This window comes from Chryseobacterium sp. PET-29, assembly GCF_025736815.1.
GTDB classification, from domain to species: Bacteria; Bacteroidota; Bacteroidia; order Flavobacteriales; family Weeksellaceae; genus Chryseobacterium; species Chryseobacterium nepalense.
On the sequence record NZ_CP107053.1, the window covers coordinates 2,816,378 to 2,836,713 of the forward strand.

General features: G+C 35.7%; 14 protein-coding genes. 3 read left to right on the forward strand and 11 right to left on the reverse strand.

Going from position 1 to position 20,336, the window contains the following annotated elements:
• Positions 1-33: 33 nt before the first annotated feature.
• The gene (locus ODE14_RS12690) at positions 34-453 is read right to left on the reverse strand and encodes a Fur family transcriptional regulator (RefSeq protein ID WP_248390063.1); all 420 of its coding nucleotides are present in this window, start codon (positions 451-453) and stop codon (positions 34-36) included.
• A 189-nt stretch (positions 454-642) separates the two neighbouring features.
• Here ODE14_RS12690 and ODE14_RS12695 point away from each other — a divergent pair, with 189 nt between their 5' ends.
• Positions 643-1,050 (forward strand): type II 3-dehydroquinate dehydratase, encoded by a 408-nt coding sequence (locus ODE14_RS12695; protein ID WP_263601687.1) that lies wholly within the window; start codon positions 643-645, stop codon positions 1,048-1,050.
• Positions 1,051-1,186: 136 nt separating this feature from the next.
• Here the strand turns inward: ODE14_RS12695 and pckA are convergent, their stop codons facing one another.
• From pckA to ODE14_RS12735, 8 genes are all read right to left on the reverse strand, one after another.
• A complete protein-coding gene (pckA, locus tag ODE14_RS12700) occupies positions 1,187-2,806 on the reverse strand; it encodes a phosphoenolpyruvate carboxykinase (ATP) (protein ID WP_263601688.1) in 1,620 nt (539 codons plus the stop codon).
• A 127-nt stretch (positions 2,807-2,933) separates the two neighbouring features.
• Complete coding sequence (locus tag ODE14_RS12705) at positions 2,934-3,836, reverse strand: GYDIA family GHMP kinase (protein WP_263601689.1); 903 nt, start codon at positions 3,834-3,836, stop codon at positions 2,934-2,936.
• An 11-nt stretch (positions 3,837-3,847) separates the two neighbouring features.
• Complete coding sequence (fabD, locus tag ODE14_RS12710; RefSeq protein WP_248390052.1) at positions 3,848-4,723, reverse strand: ACP S-malonyltransferase; 876 nt, start codon at positions 4,721-4,723, stop codon at positions 3,848-3,850.
• 70 nt (positions 4,724-4,793) lie between these two features.
• Entirely contained in the window at positions 4,794-6,731 is a 1,938-nt protein-coding gene (locus ODE14_RS12715) for a LysM peptidoglycan-binding domain-containing protein (protein WP_263601690.1), read from the reverse strand.
• Between the two features lie 37 nt (positions 6,732-6,768).
• Positions 6,769-8,355, reverse strand: a complete 1,587-nt coding sequence (gene bshC, locus ODE14_RS12720) for a bacillithiol biosynthesis cysteine-adding enzyme BshC (protein ID WP_263601691.1) — start codon at positions 8,353-8,355, stop codon at positions 6,769-6,771.
• A 12-nt stretch (positions 8,356-8,367) separates the two neighbouring features.
• A complete protein-coding gene (locus ODE14_RS12725) occupies positions 8,368-10,305 on the reverse strand; it encodes a putative porin (RefSeq protein ID WP_263601692.1) in 1,938 nt (645 codons plus the stop codon).
• 122 nt (positions 10,306-10,427) lie between these two features.
• A complete protein-coding gene (locus tag ODE14_RS12730) occupies positions 10,428-11,990 on the reverse strand; it encodes a RagB/SusD family nutrient uptake outer membrane protein (protein WP_263601693.1) in 1,563 nt (520 codons plus the stop codon).
• A gap of 18 nt (positions 11,991-12,008) precedes the next feature.
• Positions 12,009-14,888 carry a SusC/RagA family TonB-linked outer membrane protein gene (locus ODE14_RS12735; protein WP_263601694.1) on the reverse strand — a complete coding sequence of 960 codons (2,880 nt, stop codon included), beginning with the start codon at positions 14,886-14,888 and terminating at the stop codon, positions 12,009-12,011.
• 589 nt (positions 14,889-15,477) lie between these two features.
• Here ODE14_RS12735 and ODE14_RS12740 point away from each other — a divergent pair.
• Positions 15,478-17,394, forward strand: a complete 1,917-nt coding sequence (locus tag ODE14_RS12740) for a S8 family serine peptidase (protein WP_263601695.1) — start codon at positions 15,478-15,480, stop codon at positions 17,392-17,394.
• Positions 17,395-17,661: 267 nt separating this feature from the next.
• Complete coding sequence (locus tag ODE14_RS12745; protein WP_263601696.1) at positions 17,662-17,859, forward strand: hypothetical protein; 198 nt, start codon at positions 17,662-17,664, stop codon at positions 17,857-17,859.
• A gap of 88 nt (positions 17,860-17,947) precedes the next feature.
• Here the strand turns inward: ODE14_RS12745 and ODE14_RS12750 are convergent, their stop codons facing one another.
• Together ODE14_RS12750 and ODE14_RS12755 are read right to left on the reverse strand one after the other, a co-directional pair.
• Positions 17,948-18,757 (reverse strand): hypothetical protein, encoded by an 810-nt coding sequence (locus ODE14_RS12750; protein WP_263601697.1) that lies wholly within the window; start codon positions 18,755-18,757, stop codon positions 17,948-17,950.
• A 19-nt stretch (positions 18,758-18,776) separates the two neighbouring features.
• A complete protein-coding gene (locus ODE14_RS12755) occupies positions 18,777-20,318 on the reverse strand; it encodes a RagB/SusD family nutrient uptake outer membrane protein (RefSeq protein WP_263601698.1) in 1,542 nt (513 codons plus the stop codon).
• Between the last annotated feature and the right edge of the window lie 18 nt (positions 20,319-20,336).

A 20,336-nucleotide genomic window follows, 5' to 3' on the forward strand; every position in this document is an offset into this window, starting at 1 on the left:
TTATTCAAATGTACAGACAAAATGCGTGCAACACTATTGCAAACTTTCCATACAGCTCTCGCAGATTCCTTTGGCAAACAGTCTTATTTCATCGATCCTGAAATTGGTTTGAAGATTTTCCGGAAAAGAAATATCTTCTTTGCAGGTGGTCTGTTTACAGATTTTACAGTAGAAGTGAAGATGCCAGTCTTTGTGTGTATTTTCGTTACATCCGTCGTGGCAGAGTTTATATTTGGTTGTTGTGTTTTCCTGAATGCCGTGAACAATTCCCTTTTCTTCAAATGTTTTTAACGTTCTGTAAATAGTGGTCCGGTCTGCAGTTTCAAAATGATTTTCGATTTCAGATAATGATAAAGCAGCTTCCTGAGAACTCAGAAAGTCATACACCAATATTCTCATGCTGGTGGGCTTTGTGTTTTTGTCTATTAATTTGTTTTCGATATCTTTTTTCATATGCTGTATCATTTGTCATTATAGCCTGTAACAGATTGGCATTTTACAGAATTGATTTTCAAAGTTAATCGTTTTAAAATAGATAACCCGATTGTTTTGCAGGACTTTCCCCGGAAATTGTGCTAGATATTTCGTTAAAAAATTATGCAGGCTACTACATCATACAGTAAAAACCATTAAATTTATCGTATGAAAGTTTTAATTGTCAATGGTCCTAATCTCAATTTATTAGGCACAAGAGAACCTGAAATTTACGGGAATATATCTATGGAAGATTATCTGGGTAATCTAAGATCTGAATTTCCATCTTGTGAGATCCAATATTATCAATCAAATATTGAAGGAGAAATTATCAACAGGCTTCAGGAAGATGATTTTGACGCATTGGTGATTAATCCCGGAGCTTTTACCCACTATTCTTATGCGATTGCGGATTGTTTAAAAAATATTCAGAAGCCTAAAGTGGAGGTCCACATCAGTAATATTTATAAAAGGGAAGAATTCCGGCAAAAATCTGTAACGGCGGCAAATACCGATGCGGTGCTGTCAGGATTCGGGATGAAAGGATATAGACTGGCAATTTTAAGTTTAAAATGATTTAAAAAAATAAAGATGCTTCTACAGGCTCAGCATGACAGACTCTAATACTAAATGTTCTATTTAATAGAAGTTTTAACGCCGAAGCATTTACAATAAAAAATCCTCATCGTTTGATGAGATGAGGATTTCACATTTATTTAATTGTCTGTGTCTGCAGTTGAGGTCCTGAAGCGACTAATTTCTTAGCTTCTTCAGAATTGCAGTACTGTTCAAAGTTTTTGATGTATTTTGCAGCAAGATCTTTTGCTTTTTCTTCCCACTCTTCAGCATTGCTGTAAGTGTCTCTCGGATCAAGGATTCCTTCAGAAACATTTGGCAATGATGTAGGTACTTCCAGGTTCATAATCGGAATTCTTGTCTTTGGAGCATCTTCAATAGAACTGTCAATAATAGCATCAATAATTGCTCTTGTATCTTTTAAGGAGATTCTTTTTCCGGTTCCGTTCCATCCTGTATTTACCAGATAGGCTTTCGCGCCGTGCTCTTTCATTTTACCAATCAGTGTTTTGGAATACATGGTAGGGTGCAATGTTAAGAATGCTTCTCCGAATGCCGGTGAGAAAGATGGTTCCGGTTCTGTAATCCCCCTTTCCGTTCCTGCTAATTTTGAAGTATATCCGCAAAGGAAATGGTATTGCGCCTGATCTTCATCCAATACTGAAACCGGAGGCAATACTCCGAAAGCATCAGCAGAAAGGTAAACAATCTTCTTGGCATGTCCTGCCTTTGAAGGTAAAACAATCTTATTGATATGGTAAATAGGATATGATACTCTTGTATTTTCCGTAATAGAATTATCCGTATAATCTGAAACACCGTTGTTTACAACTACATTTTCAAGAAGTGCATCTCTTTTGATAGCCGCAAAAATATCCGGTTCTTTTTCTTCAGAAAGATCAATCACTTTTGCATAACATCCGCCTTCATAGTTGAAAACGCCATTGTTGTCCCAGCCGTGTTCATCATCTCCGATAAGATATCTTTTCGGGTCTGCAGATAAGGTTGTTTTCCCTGTTCCGGAAAGTCCGAAGAAAAGAGCAACATCTCCTTCTTCGCCTACATTTGCCGAACAGTGCATAGAAGCCATACCTTTTAACGGAAGGTAATAATTCATCATGGCAAACATTCCTTTTTTCATTTCACCGCCGTACCATGTTCCTCCGATGATCTGAAGTTTTTCGGTAAGGTTAAACATGATAAAGTTTTCAGAATGTAATCCCTGCTCTTCCCAGTTCGGGTTTGTTGTTTTCGATCCGTTGATTACCGTGAAATCCGGTTCTCCGAAATTTTGCAGTTCATAATGAGAAGGACGGATAAACATATTCGTAACGAAATGTGCCTGCCACGCCACTTCCATAATGAATCTCACTTTTAACCTAGTATCTGCATTGGTTCCGCAAAAAGCATCCACCACATAGATTTTTTTGGAGGTTGAAAGCTGATCGAGCACTAATTCTTTACAAGACTGAAAAATTCCCGGTGTTGTTGGCAGGTTTACTTTACCGTCCCAGAAAATTGTATCTCTCGTAACATCATCCTGAACAATGTATCTGTCTTTAGGTGAACGACCTGTGAAAATTCCTGTTTTTACTGATACTGCACCAGATTCCGTAAGCTCAGCTTTCTCAAAGCCCTGATTTTCAGGAGAAACTTCCGCCTGATACAATTCTTCGTAAGAAGGATTATAAACGACTTCATAGTTTCCTTTAATCCCTAATTTTTCTAAATCCTGGATGATTTTAGCGTTTTTCATTTTACTTATATTTTCTATTTCTTTTTTGGGTTTAACAAAATTAATATTAATTAATTGTTAAAAGTGGTTTAAATATAATGATATAAGTCAGAATGGCAAATAAAAAAACAACTTTATAATCTACTGATTACAAGCTTATTATATCCGACCATTCAAAAATAGTGTTAAAATCTTTTCCCCAAAAATAGTCCTTAAAGCCGTCAAATTTTGAGCTCATTACAAAATCTCCGCCCCATGCGCCCAAACTTTTAACAAAAACAGGACAATCTGCGAAAAAACGGCCTTTAACTGCAGGAATTTCAAGAAAATCCGATATTTTTTGCTCATGAATCAACATTAGTTCAGAAAAATCTTCCAATTCTTTGCATAACAAAATTTTTCTTGTGAGATCCGAAAATTCATCAACGAGTTTTTGTGACTTATTTTTTGACTTGTATAAATCGATTCCTTCCCGGCTGTCCTGCTTCTGATTCAGATGAATAAAAATAAGCTCATTTTTAAATGAAGGATTGAAATTTACCTTTTCATATTTTATCTCCGGTTTATTCTGATAAAGCACCGCAGATCTCTCTTTTGCCACGGCAATATCATAACCGCTTCCGCCAAGACTTAGCGTATTTAAGGTAAAAGGATTTATACCCGCCCATTCGGCAAGGTTGTTCATTAAAGTAGAACTGCTTCCCAGTCCGTAGTCTGCCGGAAACTGAAGATTCGTTGTAAGGTAATAGGTAAAATTACTTTTAAATTTAGTTTGAGAAAGTAACTGAACATTTTTTAATGTTTTTAAAATGAATTCAGCACTTGCGGGAATATTGGTTTCCACGATCTGCCAGTTTTTATAATCGATGACCGCTTTTAACCAAGGTTTGTTCTGATGGTAAGCTTCCCAGAAAACAAGGCATTTCCCATCTTCTTCTTTAAAAGAAAACTCTTGTCCCAGCCTGGTAGGTACCGCTAAGACAAGAGCTCCGTCCATTGCGAAATATTCTGAAGTAAGCATCAGCTTTCCCGGTGAAAATATCTCGCCCATGATTGTATTTTTTAGACTGCAGACGCAACATCAACAGTGCTGTCTATTTTTTTGATCAGTCCCTGCAACGTTTTTCCCGGGCCTACTTCTACAAAGTTAGTGGCACCGTCTTTAATCATATTCTGAACCGACTGTGTCCATTTTACGGGACCTGTAAGCTGCGCAATCAGGTTTTTCTTAATTTCATCCGGATCAGAAACTGCTGTTGTAGTAATATTCTGATACACAGGAATGGTGGCTTTTCTGAATTTTGTCTGCTCAATCGCAGCGGCAAGCCTTTCTTGTGCAGGCTGCATCAAAGGAGAGTGGAAAGCTCCGTTTACAGGCAATAATAATGCTCTTTTTGCTCCTGCTTCTTTTAATTTTGCACATGCTTCTTCAACGGATGCTGTTTCACCTGAGATCACCAATTGTCCGGGACAATTGTAATTGGCAGGCACAACGATCCCGTTGATCTGGGAACATATTTCTTCTACTTTGGCATCTTCAAGACCAAGGATTGCAGCCATAGAACTCGGATTGGCATCACAAGCTGCCTGCATGGCTTTTGCTCTTTCAGAAACCAGTTTCAAACCGTCGTCAAAAGATAAAACACCATTGGCAACCAATGCGGAAAACTCTCCTAAGGAGTGCCCTGCAACCATTTCTGCTCCAAGACCGTTCACTGCTTTTAATGCAGCTACGGAATGTATAAAAATTGAGGGTTGGGTAACTTCGGTTTTCTTAAGATCATCATCCGTTCCGCTGAACATGATAGAAAGGATATCGAATCCTAAAATTTCGTTGGCAGATTCCATCAGATCTTTGATGTCTTTTCTAGAATCATACAATTCTTTTCCCATTCCTACGAACTGAGAACCCTGCCCGGGAAACACAAGTGCTTTCATCTATTAATTTAAATATTTTTGCAAATATAAATATAATGTTAATAATATTCTCCAGAAGTAATCAGATGATTTACGGAACCAGTCTGATGACACGATATCCCGTATTCACATAAGCTCCGTTTGCTTTTGATTTCACAAACTCAAACTTGGTCGCCAGCTGTGTCTGAACTTTATTTATTTGTTTAAAAATCTCACCTTTTTTGTTTTCACGGGTCAGCATATCGTTAACGACATCAAAACCGATGATGGCATATTTTGGAGGCGTTTTGCAATATTTGCTTTTATAGGCTGCCAGAATTTCCTTTTCAAAATTTCCTTCCGTATTGATTTTTCTGTCCATGAGATAGACTAGGTTTGCCAGAGCGAGATCATCTACTTTTTTCTCAAATGCAGGAACAGAATGCATACTGAACGCTTTTACGCCCTGAACTTCTTTAGACAATGAAATAACCCTGTTGGCAAAAGCTTCACCGGTTGCATCGTTTTCACTTGCAAGAATAGCAATTACGGGAGCCGACTGTCCGGTCATCATATTCTGGTCAAGCTGAATATCCGAAGCGGAAGTTACAATAGTAACGTTAGGGTTCTTCAACATTTTCTCAAGGCCTGCTTTTATGTAGTTGGCATTTTCCTTTTTAGAATCAGCAAGGACATATATTTTCTGATCAGAATAAGCGGCTTTAACCTCTTCTACAATTTTATCAGCATAGGTCTGATCGTTTGTCTCAATGATAATAAGATTGCTGTAATTGTATAATTCCGGAGAATTGGCAAAAGGCGCTACAATCGGAATTTTTTGATTTTTTGTAAAGTCAAGGACATCTACCACATTCGACTTAAAGAATGGGCCGATAATAAGATCGGTATTATCCGGATTTATCTGTGTCAATGAATTCCTGAAAGATGCTTCATTTCCGGAATCTACGATTTTCACATCCAATTTTTGCCCGTTTCCGGCATTTCTTTCAATGGCAAGTTTTGCTCCGGTAAGGAAGTCAAGAGCCATTGTTCTGTATTGGGTTTCTCCGGTACTGTATCCGAAAGGTAACATTACGACAACGCTTAATGCATCTCCGTTTTTCTTCACATACGCAGGATCAAGCTTTTTAATTTTTAAAACCATTCCTGCTTTTAATCCACGGGATAATTCAGGATTTAATGCAATTAATTCATCAATAGAGATTCCGAATTTATTGACAATAGAAAATACCGTATCTCCCTGTTGGACAGTGTAGGTCACATAATCATCAGCGGCAGTAGTGCTGTTTTTTGAGGAGATTTCGTTTCCGGAATCCATTTTTGCTTTTGAATTTTTTGTTTCTTCAAAAACATCTGCACCGGATGCATTTCCGTTTCCTGATTTTTTAACTAAAATTTTCTCGCCAGGTTTCAGACCTTTCTCTTCAAGTCCCGGATTTAAGGCGAAAAGCTCTTCTCTGGTAAGATTGAACTGCTTAGCAATTTTATAATAATTATCTTTCTGCTGAACAGTATATTCTCCTTCTGAAACTGTAACAGCAGGTTTTTCCACTGTCTTTTCATCAGATTTCGCTATTGGAGCTGAAGCTGTGGTCTGCTGGCCGGTTCCGTATTTTTTTATACTTTCAAGAGGCAGGGTAATTTCATCACCGATCTTCATATGAGATTCGAGATCGGGATTCAGTTTTCTGAGATCGGTTTCTGAAATCCTGTATTGTTTTGTAATTCCGTAAATGGTCTGTTTCGGCTGTAGAACAATTTTCCCCAGCTGTCCGCTAGCGGCAGGTTTTGTAGGAACATTCATTTTTGATGAAGATCCCGTTTTATCGTTTTTAACCGTTAAAACTTCTCCGATTGCGATCTTACCATCCTTTACAGAAGGATTAAGCTTCAGCAATTCATCAACAGTAAGTCCGTATTTTTTAGCAATATTATAAGGAGTATCGCCTTTTACAACGGTGTGCGATTTCTGAGCAGACACCCCCAAAACCATGCATAAACTGGACAGAATAAAAAACCTCTTTATCATATTGGATCATTATATTTACAAAAATACTTCTTTAAAATTAAATGGCAAGAATTATTAATTTAGACTCGTCAATTTGCATTTCTTCTAAACAAGTCTCAAGCCATGCATTGCCGTGATCTGCAAAAAAGACACTGAAATTATATACTCTTTCCTGCCAGTTTTTGGAAGGATGTACATCCAGAAACAGATTTTCGAGTCTTTCAAGCATTTCTCTCTGCTTAATTTTTTCAGCATGAAGGAGTCTTTTTTTCATTCTTTTAAAAGATTTCATCTGGCGCACTTCTTCTGCTTTTACCATATTTCCAAAAGACTTTTCGGTGGTTTCCGCAACTGCTTTCAAGTCTGAAAACTGAAGCATTAGCTGGCTTTCTTTTTCTTCCAGAAATCTTAAGATCTTATTATCATCTAAGATTTTATTGTTGGTAATTGCCGTAAAATTCTGAAAAAAATCTTCTGTTTTTAATGCAAGCTTTTCAATTTTCCCTAATGTCTTTTGGTTTAGAAATAACATTGAATTCCTTGGAATCAGGATTGGAAACGGCAGATTAATTTTTTTGAAATAATCCTTCAGTTCCAGCCAGTACATGATTTCAGCATTACCTCCGATGTAAGCCAGATTGGGCAAAATCGTTTCCTGATAAACGGGACGCATTACCGCATTTGGGCTGAATTTCTCCGGGTTATTTTCAAGTTCTTCGAAAATTTCTTCTTTTGTAAACGTTTTATTTTTATCAACAATGATATATTGATTCCCGTCAAAATCAATCCTATCTCTGGTATCTGTAAGATAGAAAAGATTAATTTCCCGGGGATTGACCTGAACTTTACCGTATTTTTCAGTTAAAAAATCTATTTTTTCCTTTGATTCTTTATACAAACTGAAATTCAAAAGTTCATCTTTAAATGTTTCTTTCATTTGTGTCTTCAGTTCCCTCGAATCTCCGTCAAGGATCAGCAGGCCAAATTCTGAAAACAGGCGATTGACCAATATCTGAATAGCCTGTGTTAAAGTATTGCCTGCTTTATAGGCTTCTTTCAGCATTAAAATCAATTCGGTTCCAAAAACAAAGTCTTTGAATTCTTTCTCAAATTCTGAAATGAAAAACGTATCACTTAAAGGAATTCTTCCTACCGCTCCACCGGATTTTTCATTAATTTCATAATAGTTGTTCTCCGTTTTAAAATGATTGATTTCTGCAAAATCGTGATCTTCTGAAGCCATCCAATATACAGGAACGAAATTGAATTCCGGAAAACTGTCTTTTAAAAAAGAGCAAGTTTTAATAGTCTGCAAAATTTTATACACAAAAAAAACAGGTCCTGAAAAGAGATTCAGCTGATGTCCTGTGGTAATTGTAAATGTTTTTGTATGCCTTAGACTCTCTATATTTTGTTTTTGCTTCGGTGAAAGAGTAAGATCTGAAAGCTGTTTTTCCAATGCTGCAACAAGAATTTCTCTTTGCCCTGAAGTAAAGGAGCTCTGTTTTTCATGGATCTTCTTTTCAAAGTGAGATAAAGAAAATGTATTCTCTTCAAAACCTTCAATATTGTGATTTAAAAAATCCTTTACCAATTTCGGGATACTGACGATATCCTGAAAAGATATTTTGTTAATTGTTTTCAACCTGACTGAATTTTAGTTGAACAAATACCATACTATCCCGATATTCAACCTGAAATCATAAGTTGGATAACTTGGGAATGCATATGCTTTATTATGTGAAATTACGGTTCCTATTTGCTGGCCTTCGATGAAAAAGAACATTTTTTTAACTTTCATATTAAAATAAAGGTCAGCAATTGGCTGTCCACCAATCGAAAAAGAGCCTGCTCCCGGCAGAATATATTCATTAAGAATCGGGAAATATTCTCTGGACGCAAATTTTGAGAAATAATAGACTTTTATACCGGTCTGTATTTCGGCTGCATTTTTAAATGCTTTCGCCTGATAAAAGAAATTGGCACGTCCGATAAATCCCGGCAACGGCAGAAGATCTTTGTTTGTAAGCACATTCTGGAACTGCAATCTTGTATTTAAATGAAAATTTCGGTAGCTGAATGTTGCATCACCTCCGATCTGGGAAATATTCACGGAGCTTCCGCTTTGCTTAGGCATCGCTGCCATATCAAAATAAGTGTAGTTTTCAATTCTGAAATAATTGGCAAATAATTCGGTTTTGAACCATTTCAGATTGAGACTTCCGCCGGCTTCCATTACCGTCTGGTTTTTTGCATCTTGAAAATAGTAATTGAAATTATTATAAATTGAAGTATTCAGAAGATAATTAAACGAGGGGTATGCTGTTTGAAAATTAAGTTTCGCATTAACAAAATAATCTTTTACCGGCTCGAATTTCAGACTGTTTGCCGTTCTCAGATAACTTCCAAACTGGGTTCCGTTGGAAAATTCCAAAAATGAATTGAGCTGAAATTTATCAAACAACCTGATCTGCAAATTTCCTACAGCCCCAATCCTGTTTTCTTTGATTTCCGTAGGAATTTCGAGCAAAGGCAGAACGACCTGGCTTGAACCTAACTTCAGCATTTGATACCGGACTCCCGCATCAAGCTTAAATTTTTCATTATCCCAAACCAAGCTTACTGTATTGCTGAAATTATCTGAATATTTTTTTGAAGACAAAGGACCGTCTGCAACAAGCTGTTGTGGCGCCTCATACCAAAATGCTTCCGGCGTGTTCTGGGTATAGTAGTACTTATTTCCCTGATGAGAAATGGTATGTCTAATTTTAAAAGGAATTTTCACAGAATTAAAAGGGGCAAACTGATGCGTCAGATAATATCTGCGGTACGAAAACTGAGAACTGGAGGATGCCAGATTTACCTGCATATTCTGTCTGTTTCTGGAGTCACTGTTGCCATTCTGGAAAAGGCTGTCTACTGCAATCCCCCCATTTTCCTGGTTATTAACATTCTGATGGAGATAATGGGCAAACAATTCATAATTTCCGCTTTTGGAAACATAGTGCCCGGTAAACAGGGTATTATTATTGGAAGCCAGGGAGTTCCTATACACTCCCTGAGATCTTAACCCACTATATTCCAAAGAAAAATTAAATCTTTTCCCGATATTCTGAGTATAGGTAGATTTTAGAGCCGCCCCGTTTTTCATGGCATTATGGTAAATGAATGTTGCTGTGGGGGTTTTTACATCGTAATAGTGAATATCATTAATGCCCAGTATACCATAAGACTTGTTGGTTGGTAAAAGTGCCAGGTTTTGTTCAGCATTTAGCTCATAAGAGAGTGGGTTGAATCCCGCTCCAATATTAGCAACCTGAACTCTCCCGAAGTTGTCCCTGTTGTTGTATTGCGAAAAGATATAGGTTTTGTCAAAAGTCATTACCGTATCAAATACTTTTTTTTCTGCAAATTGTGTCTGATATAAATAATCATTGATGGTAGGCTTAAATATTTTTAGGGAATCTTTTGTTCCTGAATCAATGACCAGGGTATCTTCTCCATTCTTAGAAAGCTGGTTTGCATCGGTCTTATTTTTGACCTGAGCGTTTATGGTAAGGCTGAAGAAGAGTATGATTGAAAGTATATACTTCATGTGTTGATTTTTATACAAAAATGCAAGTGCAGATTTGGTAAGGCAAAAATAAGAAATAATGGGGAATAAAAAACCCGCACTTAAAGTACGGGTCAAAAAAGAATAATCGTATTAAAATGATATTAATAGCCGGGGTTTTGTTGGATATTGCTATTTGCATTTAACTCACCTTGAGGGATTGGCAATGCCCATTTATTATTGCCTGCAAAAGGAAAGTTTGCTGGGTCTGCGCCCGGAACATTCCAATATTGCGAACCATAATCTAGAATACTTCTATCAAATTGTGACACACCAGCTAATGAATAAAGACGTTTCAAATCAATAAATCTATGCCCTTCAAAAGCTAAATCCTTTCTACGCTCATCTAAAATAGCTTTGAAGGCTTGCGTTTGTGAAGTCGGTATCGGAACAACAGGAGCGGTGGTAAATCTATTATTAACAACTGTTTGTAATGCATTTTTAACGCCTGTAAAATCATTTGCATTGGCTCTTGCTTCTGCCTTTATAAAATACATTTCAGACAACCTTATCTGTATAAAATCCGGATTAAATCCGCTTGTTGCTGTACTGGCAGAAGCTCCTCCTGCTTTAAACGGAACTAAAATATCTGTATTTCTAATATCCGCAGAAGCGGTAGGATTAGCATCTATCAAAGAACCTAGCGTTGAGGTATTGGGTCTTACAATTATACCTAATCTCGCATCATTTGGCGTCGCTATTAAAAACTGATATAAACTTCTACTGACTTCATAGAAAGGTGAACCATTCCTAGCATTAGCAACAGAAACCCAACCATTATGAAGATTTGTAGCTTGAGAATTCTGTTGAGCAGTTCTTCTTAATTTAAATATCACTTCTGTATTACCACTGGAAGTGTTTGTATGATAAACAGTAGTTAACTGAGCAGCTGTAGCTAAACTAATTCCGGATGAACTAATAACCTGATCTGCCCAGATTTCTGCATTTGTATAATCGCCTTTATAGGCATAAGCCCTAGCTTTTAAAGCTCTAGCTAAATTTGCAGATGGATACCACGAAGCATTAGAATATGCTGTAGCAGTATTTGTTGAATAAATTGAAAGTGCAGTATTTAAATCTGAGTGTATTAAAGAATAGAATTGAGCGTTAGTAGCCCTGTTTGGAGTTTCGGTGGTGGCAATCACTTTGTCCGCTAAAATACCAGCTAAAGCATTGTCATCTTTTAGATTAGGAGAAAAATATGCCATAATTTTAAGATGCGCCAATGCTCTTAATACATAAGCTTCAGCCTTGCTTCTATTTAAAACCTGTTGATCAGCCGCAGATAAAGCTACCACTTTATCCACATTTTCAATTACTCTATTAACTCTTGCCAGTGCAAAATAGTTTGCATCCCATATATTATCTGGTGCAGATGAAGATGGATTTAAAGCAAAAACAAAATATCCATCAGAACCAGTCCTTCCTTGCCCTCCATTATTGGAACCTAATGCAGCTTCATCCGTAAAAATTGAAACGAAAGAATATTCATCTCGATTCATCATCAAGTTCATGGAAGAATTAATTAACCTTTGCACATCCGTACTGCTCTGTATTGCTACATCTTCTGTAACAGCTCCTGGTGTAAATGGTTCAAGTTTATCATCAGTTGCACAAGAATTTAAACCAATGATGGTTATTGAAATATAAAAAAATATCTTTTTCATCTTATTTAATTAATATTATTAAAATTTAACATCAAATCCCAAAGTGAATAATCTTGCAGTAGGATATTGATAATAATCTGATAATCTAGAGCTTTCAGGATCATAGCCTTTCCATTTAGTGATATTAAATAGATTCTCTCCCTGTAACGTGATACTCATATCTTTTATAAAGGTTCCCGAAAGAAAAGATTTTGGCAATCTGTACCCTATTTGAGCATTTCTAAGTCGTATATAAGATGCATCTCTTAAAAATCTATCAGAATTAGCAGCAGCAGCATAGTTTGTTGCATTTAGTGAGGGTATATCTGTAATTTGCCCAGGTGTAGTCCATGCATTTTGTAAATCAGTACCTACAACATATTGCCCAATATTACCCACATCATATAGATTCTCTTCATCAACATCAAATCTCCAAACTTTAAATGCGTATGTAAATGTTGTGGATGCAAAAAAACCTTTATAACTTACGTCAAATCCGAAGCCACCAGTATAGCGAGGATATCTGTTTTTACCTTGTGCAGATCTGTCGGATGCTAATGGATTTTCTTTAACATTGCCATTAATATCTTTAAATAACAAATTTCCATTTGTTGAATTAACACCTACATAATTATATACAAATGGCTCGTATAAAGACCCCCCATTTTGAGTTACGTATGTATAACCTGCACCATCAGTAAAGAATAACTTACCATCATTTGCCACAATACCATCTACGACATTCTTATTATAAGCCCCATTTCCTCGTAATGTTAAAGTAAAATCATTATTCTTAATCAGATCATACGCTATGTTTATCTCATATCCTTTGTTAGTAATTGTAGCTTCCGAATTTCTTGTTAATACACTATTACCAGATGCAGAAGTAATAGGAGCATCAATAAAGAGCTTTTCAGTCTTTCTATTATAATATTCAAATGTCCCTCTCAATCTATTCTTCAACAATTCAAAATCTAATCCTATATTATACTGCTTTGTAGGTTCCCATTGTAAATCCGGATATCCTAAGTTCAAAGCATATCCTTGTCCCCCATTGTATGTATTATTTGTAATTGCATAGGTATCTAGATATGCAGGAGGAATCAATCCTGCATAAATTGTTCCGTCTACAAGTCTCTCATTTCCAGTAACTCCATAAGAACCTCTTATTTTCAAAAGGTTTATCCAGTCAACCTCCTTCATAAAAGATTCCTCATTAATATTCCATCTTGCCCCAACAGACCAAAAAGTACCCCATTGTTTGCTATCACTAAATCTATTGGATCCATCTCTTCTAATAGTAGCCATCAAGCCATATTTGCCGGCAAAATCATAATCTGCAATTGCAAAGTATGAAATAAGTGTCCTTCTTAACCTTGTGGCTGTTGTTGTGGGACCATAAAAATCATTTGCAGTAACATCCGCAACATAGCCTGCTCCAGTATTTGGAATAAATGTTTTTGGATCTAATCCTCTTTGTCTTGTATTATTTGCTTCAACAGTAGAGTAGTTATATTCAAAATTACCACTAACACCAATCGTATGATCTCCTAATTTTTTGTTATAGTCTAACTGCCATAGATTATTATAAATGAATTCTCTTCTATTATTAATATCTTCAAATCCGTTAAAATTTCCCCCTTTAGTAGAAGATATACCTGGCGTAGAGGAAAATAACAATCCATTAAAAGAATCTGGGTATTCAGACTGATAGAATCTAGTACCTAAATATTGTCCATTTAATCTTGTTCTAAGTACTAAATCTTTCATTATATCATATGAAAACTCTGTTGCTACATCTACTCTTGTTTCATCAGTTAGGTTATCATAAGTATTTAATTTATCTATCAGCATAAAAGGTGTTGCTGATAATCCTGGCGAATTATTATAGAAATCATAGGTCCATTCAGAACCTGCATAATCATTTGGATTTAAATATGGAGCCCCTAGAAATGCACCCGTTACATAATTTCTGTTAATTGCTCCAGATCCTAAACTTGTTGCTTCGTTATTTTTAGAAAAACCAACTGAAGTATTAATCTGATATCTAAAACGATTATCTATTGATTTTCCATTGATATTATTTCTTACCGTAAACCTTTTAAGACCTGTCGTTCTCAAAATACCATCCTGTTCCAAATAACCTAATGAAGTGTATGAATTTATTTTTTCACCTGAGCTCTGAATAGCTAAATCATGTGATTGCATTATAGAAGGTCTGAAAAAGTATTTAACCCAATCCGTATCAATATTCCAAGAATTAATTTCCGCATCTGTTAAGCTTGCACCCAATCCTGCTCCAAATTGTTGCTCTATTTTAAGTAACTCTTTTGCATTCATGTAACTATATTTCGGCTGTTGCATAAATCCAACGCCAAATTGATTAGTATACCTAAAACTGGTTTTACCTTCTCCAAATCTTCCTTTTTTTGTTTTAATAACAATAACTCCGTTTGTACCCCTATTTCCATATTGAGAAATTGCAATAGCATCTTTCAAAACTTCTAAACTTTCAATATCATTAGAGTTAATTGATCTAAAATTATCACTGTTGGAAGGAAAACCATCTATTACATATAGTGGATCACTACTTCCATTATAAGTAGCAACCCCTCTTATTACAACTGCAGGCTTTGCACCGGGTTGACCAGAACTTGCCGTAATATTAACTCCTGCTAGTTGCCCTTGTACAACATTTAAAAGATTCGGATTGGGTCTTTTTTCAATAGTTTCGTTCGTAACAGCTGAAACAGCTGAAACAGCTTTCTTCTTTGTTGTTTGTTTGTAGCCCACAATCACAACCTCGTCAATTTGTTTTTCTTGGGGGATAGTATCCTTTTTAGTTTTTTGTGCCAAAAGCATCTGCCCTCCTACAAAGAACAAAACACCTGCACTTAATACACGTAATTTCACATTCATATTAACAAATTTTAATATTTAATGGGACAAATATGTTAATAAATATTAAAATCACCAAACTAAATAAAGTTTCAACTAATTGAATTACAGTATTTTAAATTAACCTAAATACAATTTTTTAATTCAAAATATTAATCCATAATAATTTTTTAAGAAAAAAATTTTCGTGAAAAAAAATTATGAGTGTACTAATTTTTAGGAAAAAAATTATTTAGAATAATTCTAAATTTAAAATAGCTATTAAAATCCATAGAATAATCTTCAATTGAATCAGAGAAATTTATACGGATCTAAAAATAATCTCAGCCATATTAAAAACTTTAGTTCAATATTTTTCGTAAATGAAATTGTTATAATATGTTTGCTTATCTATATATGAGAAAATTATTTAGCATTAGATATCGCTTGCATTTTATAATAGAAGAATAATTATCAGTTTTCATTACAATAATATTTATTGCCATGTAAAATCGAAATCAATTAACAGATTGCTATCTATAAAATAATATACACGCATATTTTTAAAAAAACTGTAAAATATATTCATAATTTATTATATATTAGCTCATTTAATTTAATTTCATAATTTATGAAAAGTAGAAAACTATTATTTGCTTATGTATTTTCCTCGGCATCGTTCTTTTTAGTACATGCTCAAAGTACAGAAGATCGAGAAAAAATTGCAACTTATTCTAATAAAGAGGCTAATGCCCTATTAGAGAAAAAAATAAAAGATGAGAAAATTCAGCGTGATCTTAGACTGTCACGATATTTAAGCCAAAATCCCGGATTTTCAAAAAAAATCAGTCTGCCTAATGATGGAATTAAGGAACTGATTGATGTTTTACCAAATGGAGAATTCATTTATGCCCAAACCGATAATGCCGGCGCCGCCACTACGGCCAGAGCTACCAGGCTTTATAGCGGGGGAAGCCTTGGAATTAACATTCAAGGACAAAATATGATTGCAGCTGTTTGGGATGGCGGCAGTGCCCGCACTACCCATCAGGAGTTTATGGTAGGTGGAAATTCTAAGCTTACCAATATGGATGGAGCTGCTAATGCAGACCACGCCACTCACGTTACTGGAACGATTTGTGCACAAGGAATTATTACAAACGTTCGTGGAATAGCATTCAACGCATCTGCGATTAATTACGATTGGAATAACGATACCGCCGAAATGCTTTCTGAAGCTTCTAACGGTTTATTGGTTTCCAACCATTCCTATGGTTTTGGTTCCTTAGGCAGTTTATGGTTCTTTGGTGCTTACGATTCACGTGCTCGATCATTTGATGAAATCTGTTTCAATAACCCTTATTATCTACCGGTAGTTTCAGCAGGAAACAGTAGAAACGAGACCGATGCTCCAGGATCCACACAACTTGGTCTTAAAGGAGGATATGATATGATTTTCGGACATGGAAATGCAAAAAATGTTATGACCGTTGCGGCCGTTGGCCAAGTATCGAATTATGTTGATGCAACTAGTGTTCTGATGTCCACTTTTAGCAGTTACGGACCATCAGATGATGGAAGAATAAAGCCGGATATCTCTATGAAAGGAGTTAGTGTACGTTCTACTCTCAGCACATCAGATACAGCTACCGGAATAATGTCAGGAACATCTATGGCATCTCCAGGAGTTACAGGTGTAGTAGTATTATTACAACAATATTATCATCAACTGTATTCAAACTATATGAAATCTGCTACTGTAAAAGGGCTGATCTTGCATACTGCAGACGAAGCAGGAGCATGGCCAGGGCCAGACTATGAATATGGTTGGGGCTTAATTAATGCGGAAAAGGCAGCAATTGCTATACGAGACAAAAACTCCACTACTTCTACAAAAAGTGTTATTGAAGAGCTTTCCTTAAATAACGGAGCTACCTATACAAAAAATATTACCGCAAGCGGCACAGGAGCATTACAAGTTTCCATATCCTGGACAGATCCTCAATCAACTATTGTCAATAATGGTACTGTGGATCCAACTACAAAATACCTGGTAAATGACTTGGATATAAAAATTACTAAAGACGGTGTTACCTATTATCCTTGGAAAATGCAGGGGATGTCTGCACCTTCGGACGTTGCGACCAACACCGGTACTAATAACGCCGATAATTTCGAGAGAATTGATATTAACAATCCATCAGGAACCTATACCATCACGGTTACCCACAAAGGTAGTCTGGTAAATGGAAGTCAGAATTTTTCTTTAATTGCAACGGCACCTACCCTTTCTACCTTAGGGACTGGTGAAGTTAAAGAAGGTGAAAAAGTGAACTTTTATCCAAATCCGGCCAAAGATTACATTTACATCAATGAAAAGGAAAACAACATAATGGTAACTATCCATGATATTTCCGGAAAAATTATATCAAGATCTGCTTTGGTAAACAATAAACTAAACATCAGCAGTTTAACAACCGGAAATTATATTGTTACGTATACTACTAAAAACGGAACAAAGAAAAGTTTCAAATTCATAAAAGAATAAAAAGAAATAATTTTCTTTTAAAAAGACTGTCTCTTTCGGACAGTCTTTTTTTTGTGACAAACATCATTGCACTATAGTTCTGTTTAATATGTTATACAGACCCAATGGATCAGTATACTTATCTATGTCTTATCTATAGAGATCAGTTTAAGCAGTTAAAAAAGAGCCAAAAGTCATACAACTTATGATGAATACCTGGATCAATATTATTATAAGAATGTTTTATAGAAGCTCTAAATGCATTTAATATAGATTAAATCTAGGTATATGTGCTGTAAGGATTTTATACATATTCAGCTGATCAGAAGGAAGGATAATTCATTTTATAGAACCGTAATGTACTATAAAATATTTACACCTGTACAGAAAAATTACACATACACAAATTCAACAGATTACGAAGCTATTAAATCAGTCATCTACAGCATGGGACAAATGTTTGTAACGGGAGAATATGTAAATTAAAGGCTTTTAAACAAAAAAAAATCATTCCCGGACAAGCCGGGAATGATTTCTAAATTATATTATTTACCTAATTAATTAGGAACAAATTTTACAATCCTGAAAATTTCTCTGTTTGGTTACCATAAGATCCAACTCCTTGGATATAGTAATTAATATACAATGTCATCTGTCTTGTACAAGGATTGAATGTAGAAACCTGTGTAGCATCAGTAGATGGTTTTGCAAATATATATCCGTTATACTGTGGAACAAGATATCCTGTACTTTGATCCGGAACGGAAACAACATACGTAGTTGGATTATAGTTTAGTACTAAATCGATTCCGAAATCCCAGAAATCTTTAACCAAAAGCTGGTTAGCCACTGCCGGATTTTCTACAATCTCATATGCTCCACCAGGTCCTGCATTCCACCATGTTGCCGTATTTGAGAAATCTCCAACGAAATAAGAGATAGGACAAGTTAATGAAACATTTAATGTAAATTCATTATTAAATGTTGCAACTGGAAGAGATGAAGATTCTAGTCTGAAAACAGCTTTCTTACCACTCTGAGTTGCTCCTGTTTCTAAAAGTTTAACAACGAATTTACCCATTGTTTCACCGTTAGAAATCTCATCAGTTCCATTTACAATCTGGAAGTCTGTTCCTAATACTGCAGTTGATTTAGACTGATCAAACACCAGTTTTACCTGATGGCTTCCTTCAACACCTTTAAGAACCCCGTAGTTAATATCATAGTTTAATGAATTAGTCCCTGCTACTACGAAAGCACTTGAACTTGTTCCTTTATTAAACTGTACAAATGAATCTCCGTCATAGTACATCTCTTCTTCTTCTTTACAAGAAGCAAAAAGGACTGCTATAAAAAGAAATATTATTTTTGAAAGATTTTTCATAACATTATTATTTTAAAGATTAATACCCAGGGTTTTGCTGAATAGATGGATTACCTAAAATTTCAGCAGACGGGATAGGCAATGTAAATCTGTAGTCTGTGATATTTAAAGTAAGTGGAGTATTAGGATTGAAATCGTCATTAGCATTTCTATCAATACTTACACCTGCTTCACCTCCAAGTCTTTTTAAGTCAATATAACGGTGACCTTCAAAAGCAAGTTCTGCACGTCTTTCTGTTAAGATATCTCTAAGAGCATCTGTTTTTGTAGCATATACCGGAAGTGGTGCAGTAGTATTAAATCTTCTTGCATCTCTTACCGCTTTGATGTAATTAGCAGCTGCTACATAACCTGCAGGAGTCTGTGCTTCACATTCAGCAAGGATAAAATACATTTCTGATAATCTGAACACTTTAATATCGTTTCTCAAAGGAGCGTTCGTTTTACCAGGATATTTGTCAATAATATAAACTCCTTGCGCAGGTACTGATGTAGGATCAATAAACGCATATCTTCTGATATCAGCTGAAGTTCCGGCAATTGCAGGGTTTGGTACATTAAGTACATTGAATAAATTTAATCCTACAGTCCATAGTGGAGAACCTGATAAGTTCGTAGTATTGGTAGTATAAATACCAGCAATATTACCTCCAGTTCCGTTTACCGGTCTGCTTAACGTGAATAGATTTTCACCGTTATTAAGATCTGCCCACAATCTTCTGTATGGGTTGGTAGGAGCAGCTGCATAAAATGCAGTATTCCATGTTGCACTTCCCGGAGTTCCAGTTGGTACCGGCGTAGAAGTTGTTAATGACACCCCTGAAGTAGACAATACATTTTGAGCATATTGTTTAGCCAATGTATAGTTCTTTCTGTATAAATACATTCTTGCTCTGATCGCATTAACCAATGTTTTGCTTACAAAGAAAGGGAAATTGTGTGATGAAGGTGGTGCTAAATTAGCTTCAGCAAACTGTAAGTCACCTTCAACAAAAGACCAGATAGCACCATTATTGCTTCTTGGTAACTGCTCCTGAATTTGAGGAACTCTGTCGATTAAAATTACCCCTGTAGCATTATTATCAGCCATATTTGGAGAGAAATAAGTCTCAAGGTTCAAATAAGCAAGCGCTCTGATTGTTCTTGCTTCTGCAAGGATGTTATTATACTGAGCCGTTTCTGAAGCAGCAGGAGTAATCTTCTGAGCAGCTTCTATTAAACGGTTTACTCTGTTGATACTTGTATAATTTTGTTGCCAGATAGCTGTTGCATATCCGTCTCCCGGAGTCAATACATATCTGTAAAGTCCCTGATCCTGCCCTGTATTACTAGGTCCTACTTTTAATTCGTCTGTGAAAACAGAAGAAAATTTAATCTGGTTGGTGATATCCACACTCGTATATACTGATCCCAGTAAATACTTCTCCAGATCTCCTGTAGTTTTAAAAACAGTCGCATCATTAAGCTCCCCTTCCTGTACAATGTCAATAGCATCTTTACATGATACTAAAACAGTGCAAGCGAAACATACTGTTAAAAATTTATAAAAAATATTTTTCATTTTAATTTTATTAATTAC

What these genes read in the sequence shown, in the direction of transcription:
- ODE14_RS12690 (WP_248390063.1), bottom strand. Translation starts at nt 453, where the DNA reads ATGAAAAAAGATATCGAAAACAAATTAATAGACAAAAACACAAAGCCC.
- ODE14_RS12695 (WP_263601687.1), top strand. Translation starts at nt 643, where the DNA reads ATGAAAGTTTTAATTGTCAATGGTCCTAATCTCAATTTATTAGGCACA.
- pckA (WP_263601688.1), bottom strand. Translation starts at nt 2,806, where the DNA reads ATGAAAAACGCTAAAATCATCCAGGATTTAGAAAAATTAGGGATTAAA.
- ODE14_RS12705 (WP_263601689.1), bottom strand. Translation starts at nt 3,836, where the DNA reads ATGGGCGAGATATTTTCACCGGGAAAGCTGATGCTTACTTCAGAATAT.
- fabD (WP_248390052.1), bottom strand. Translation starts at nt 4,723, where the DNA reads ATGAAAGCACTTGTGTTTCCCGGGCAGGGTTCTCAGTTCGTAGGAATG.
- ODE14_RS12715 (WP_263601690.1), bottom strand. Translation starts at nt 6,731, where the DNA reads ATGATAAAGAGGTTTTTTATTCTGTCCAGTTTATGCATGGTTTTGGGG.
- ODE14_RS12725 (WP_263601692.1), bottom strand. Translation starts at nt 10,305, where the DNA reads ATGAAGTATATACTTTCAATCATACTCTTCTTCAGCCTTACCATAAAC.
- ODE14_RS12730 (WP_263601693.1), bottom strand. Translation starts at nt 11,990, where the DNA reads ATGAAAAAGATATTTTTTTATATTTCAATAACCATCATTGGTTTAAAT.
- ODE14_RS12735 (WP_263601694.1), bottom strand. Translation starts at nt 14,888, where the DNA reads ATGAATGTGAAATTACGTGTATTAAGTGCAGGTGTTTTGTTCTTTGTA.
- ODE14_RS12740 (WP_263601695.1), top strand. Translation starts at nt 15,478, where the DNA reads ATGAAAAGTAGAAAACTATTATTTGCTTATGTATTTTCCTCGGCATCG.
- ODE14_RS12745 (WP_263601696.1), top strand. Translation starts at nt 17,662, where the DNA reads ATGTGCTGTAAGGATTTTATACATATTCAGCTGATCAGAAGGAAGGAT.
- ODE14_RS12750 (WP_263601697.1), bottom strand. Translation starts at nt 18,757, where the DNA reads ATGAAAAATCTTTCAAAAATAATATTTCTTTTTATAGCAGTCCTTTTT.
- ODE14_RS12755 (WP_263601698.1), bottom strand. Translation starts at nt 20,318, where the DNA reads ATGAAAAATATTTTTTATAAATTTTTAACAGTATGTTTCGCTTGCACT.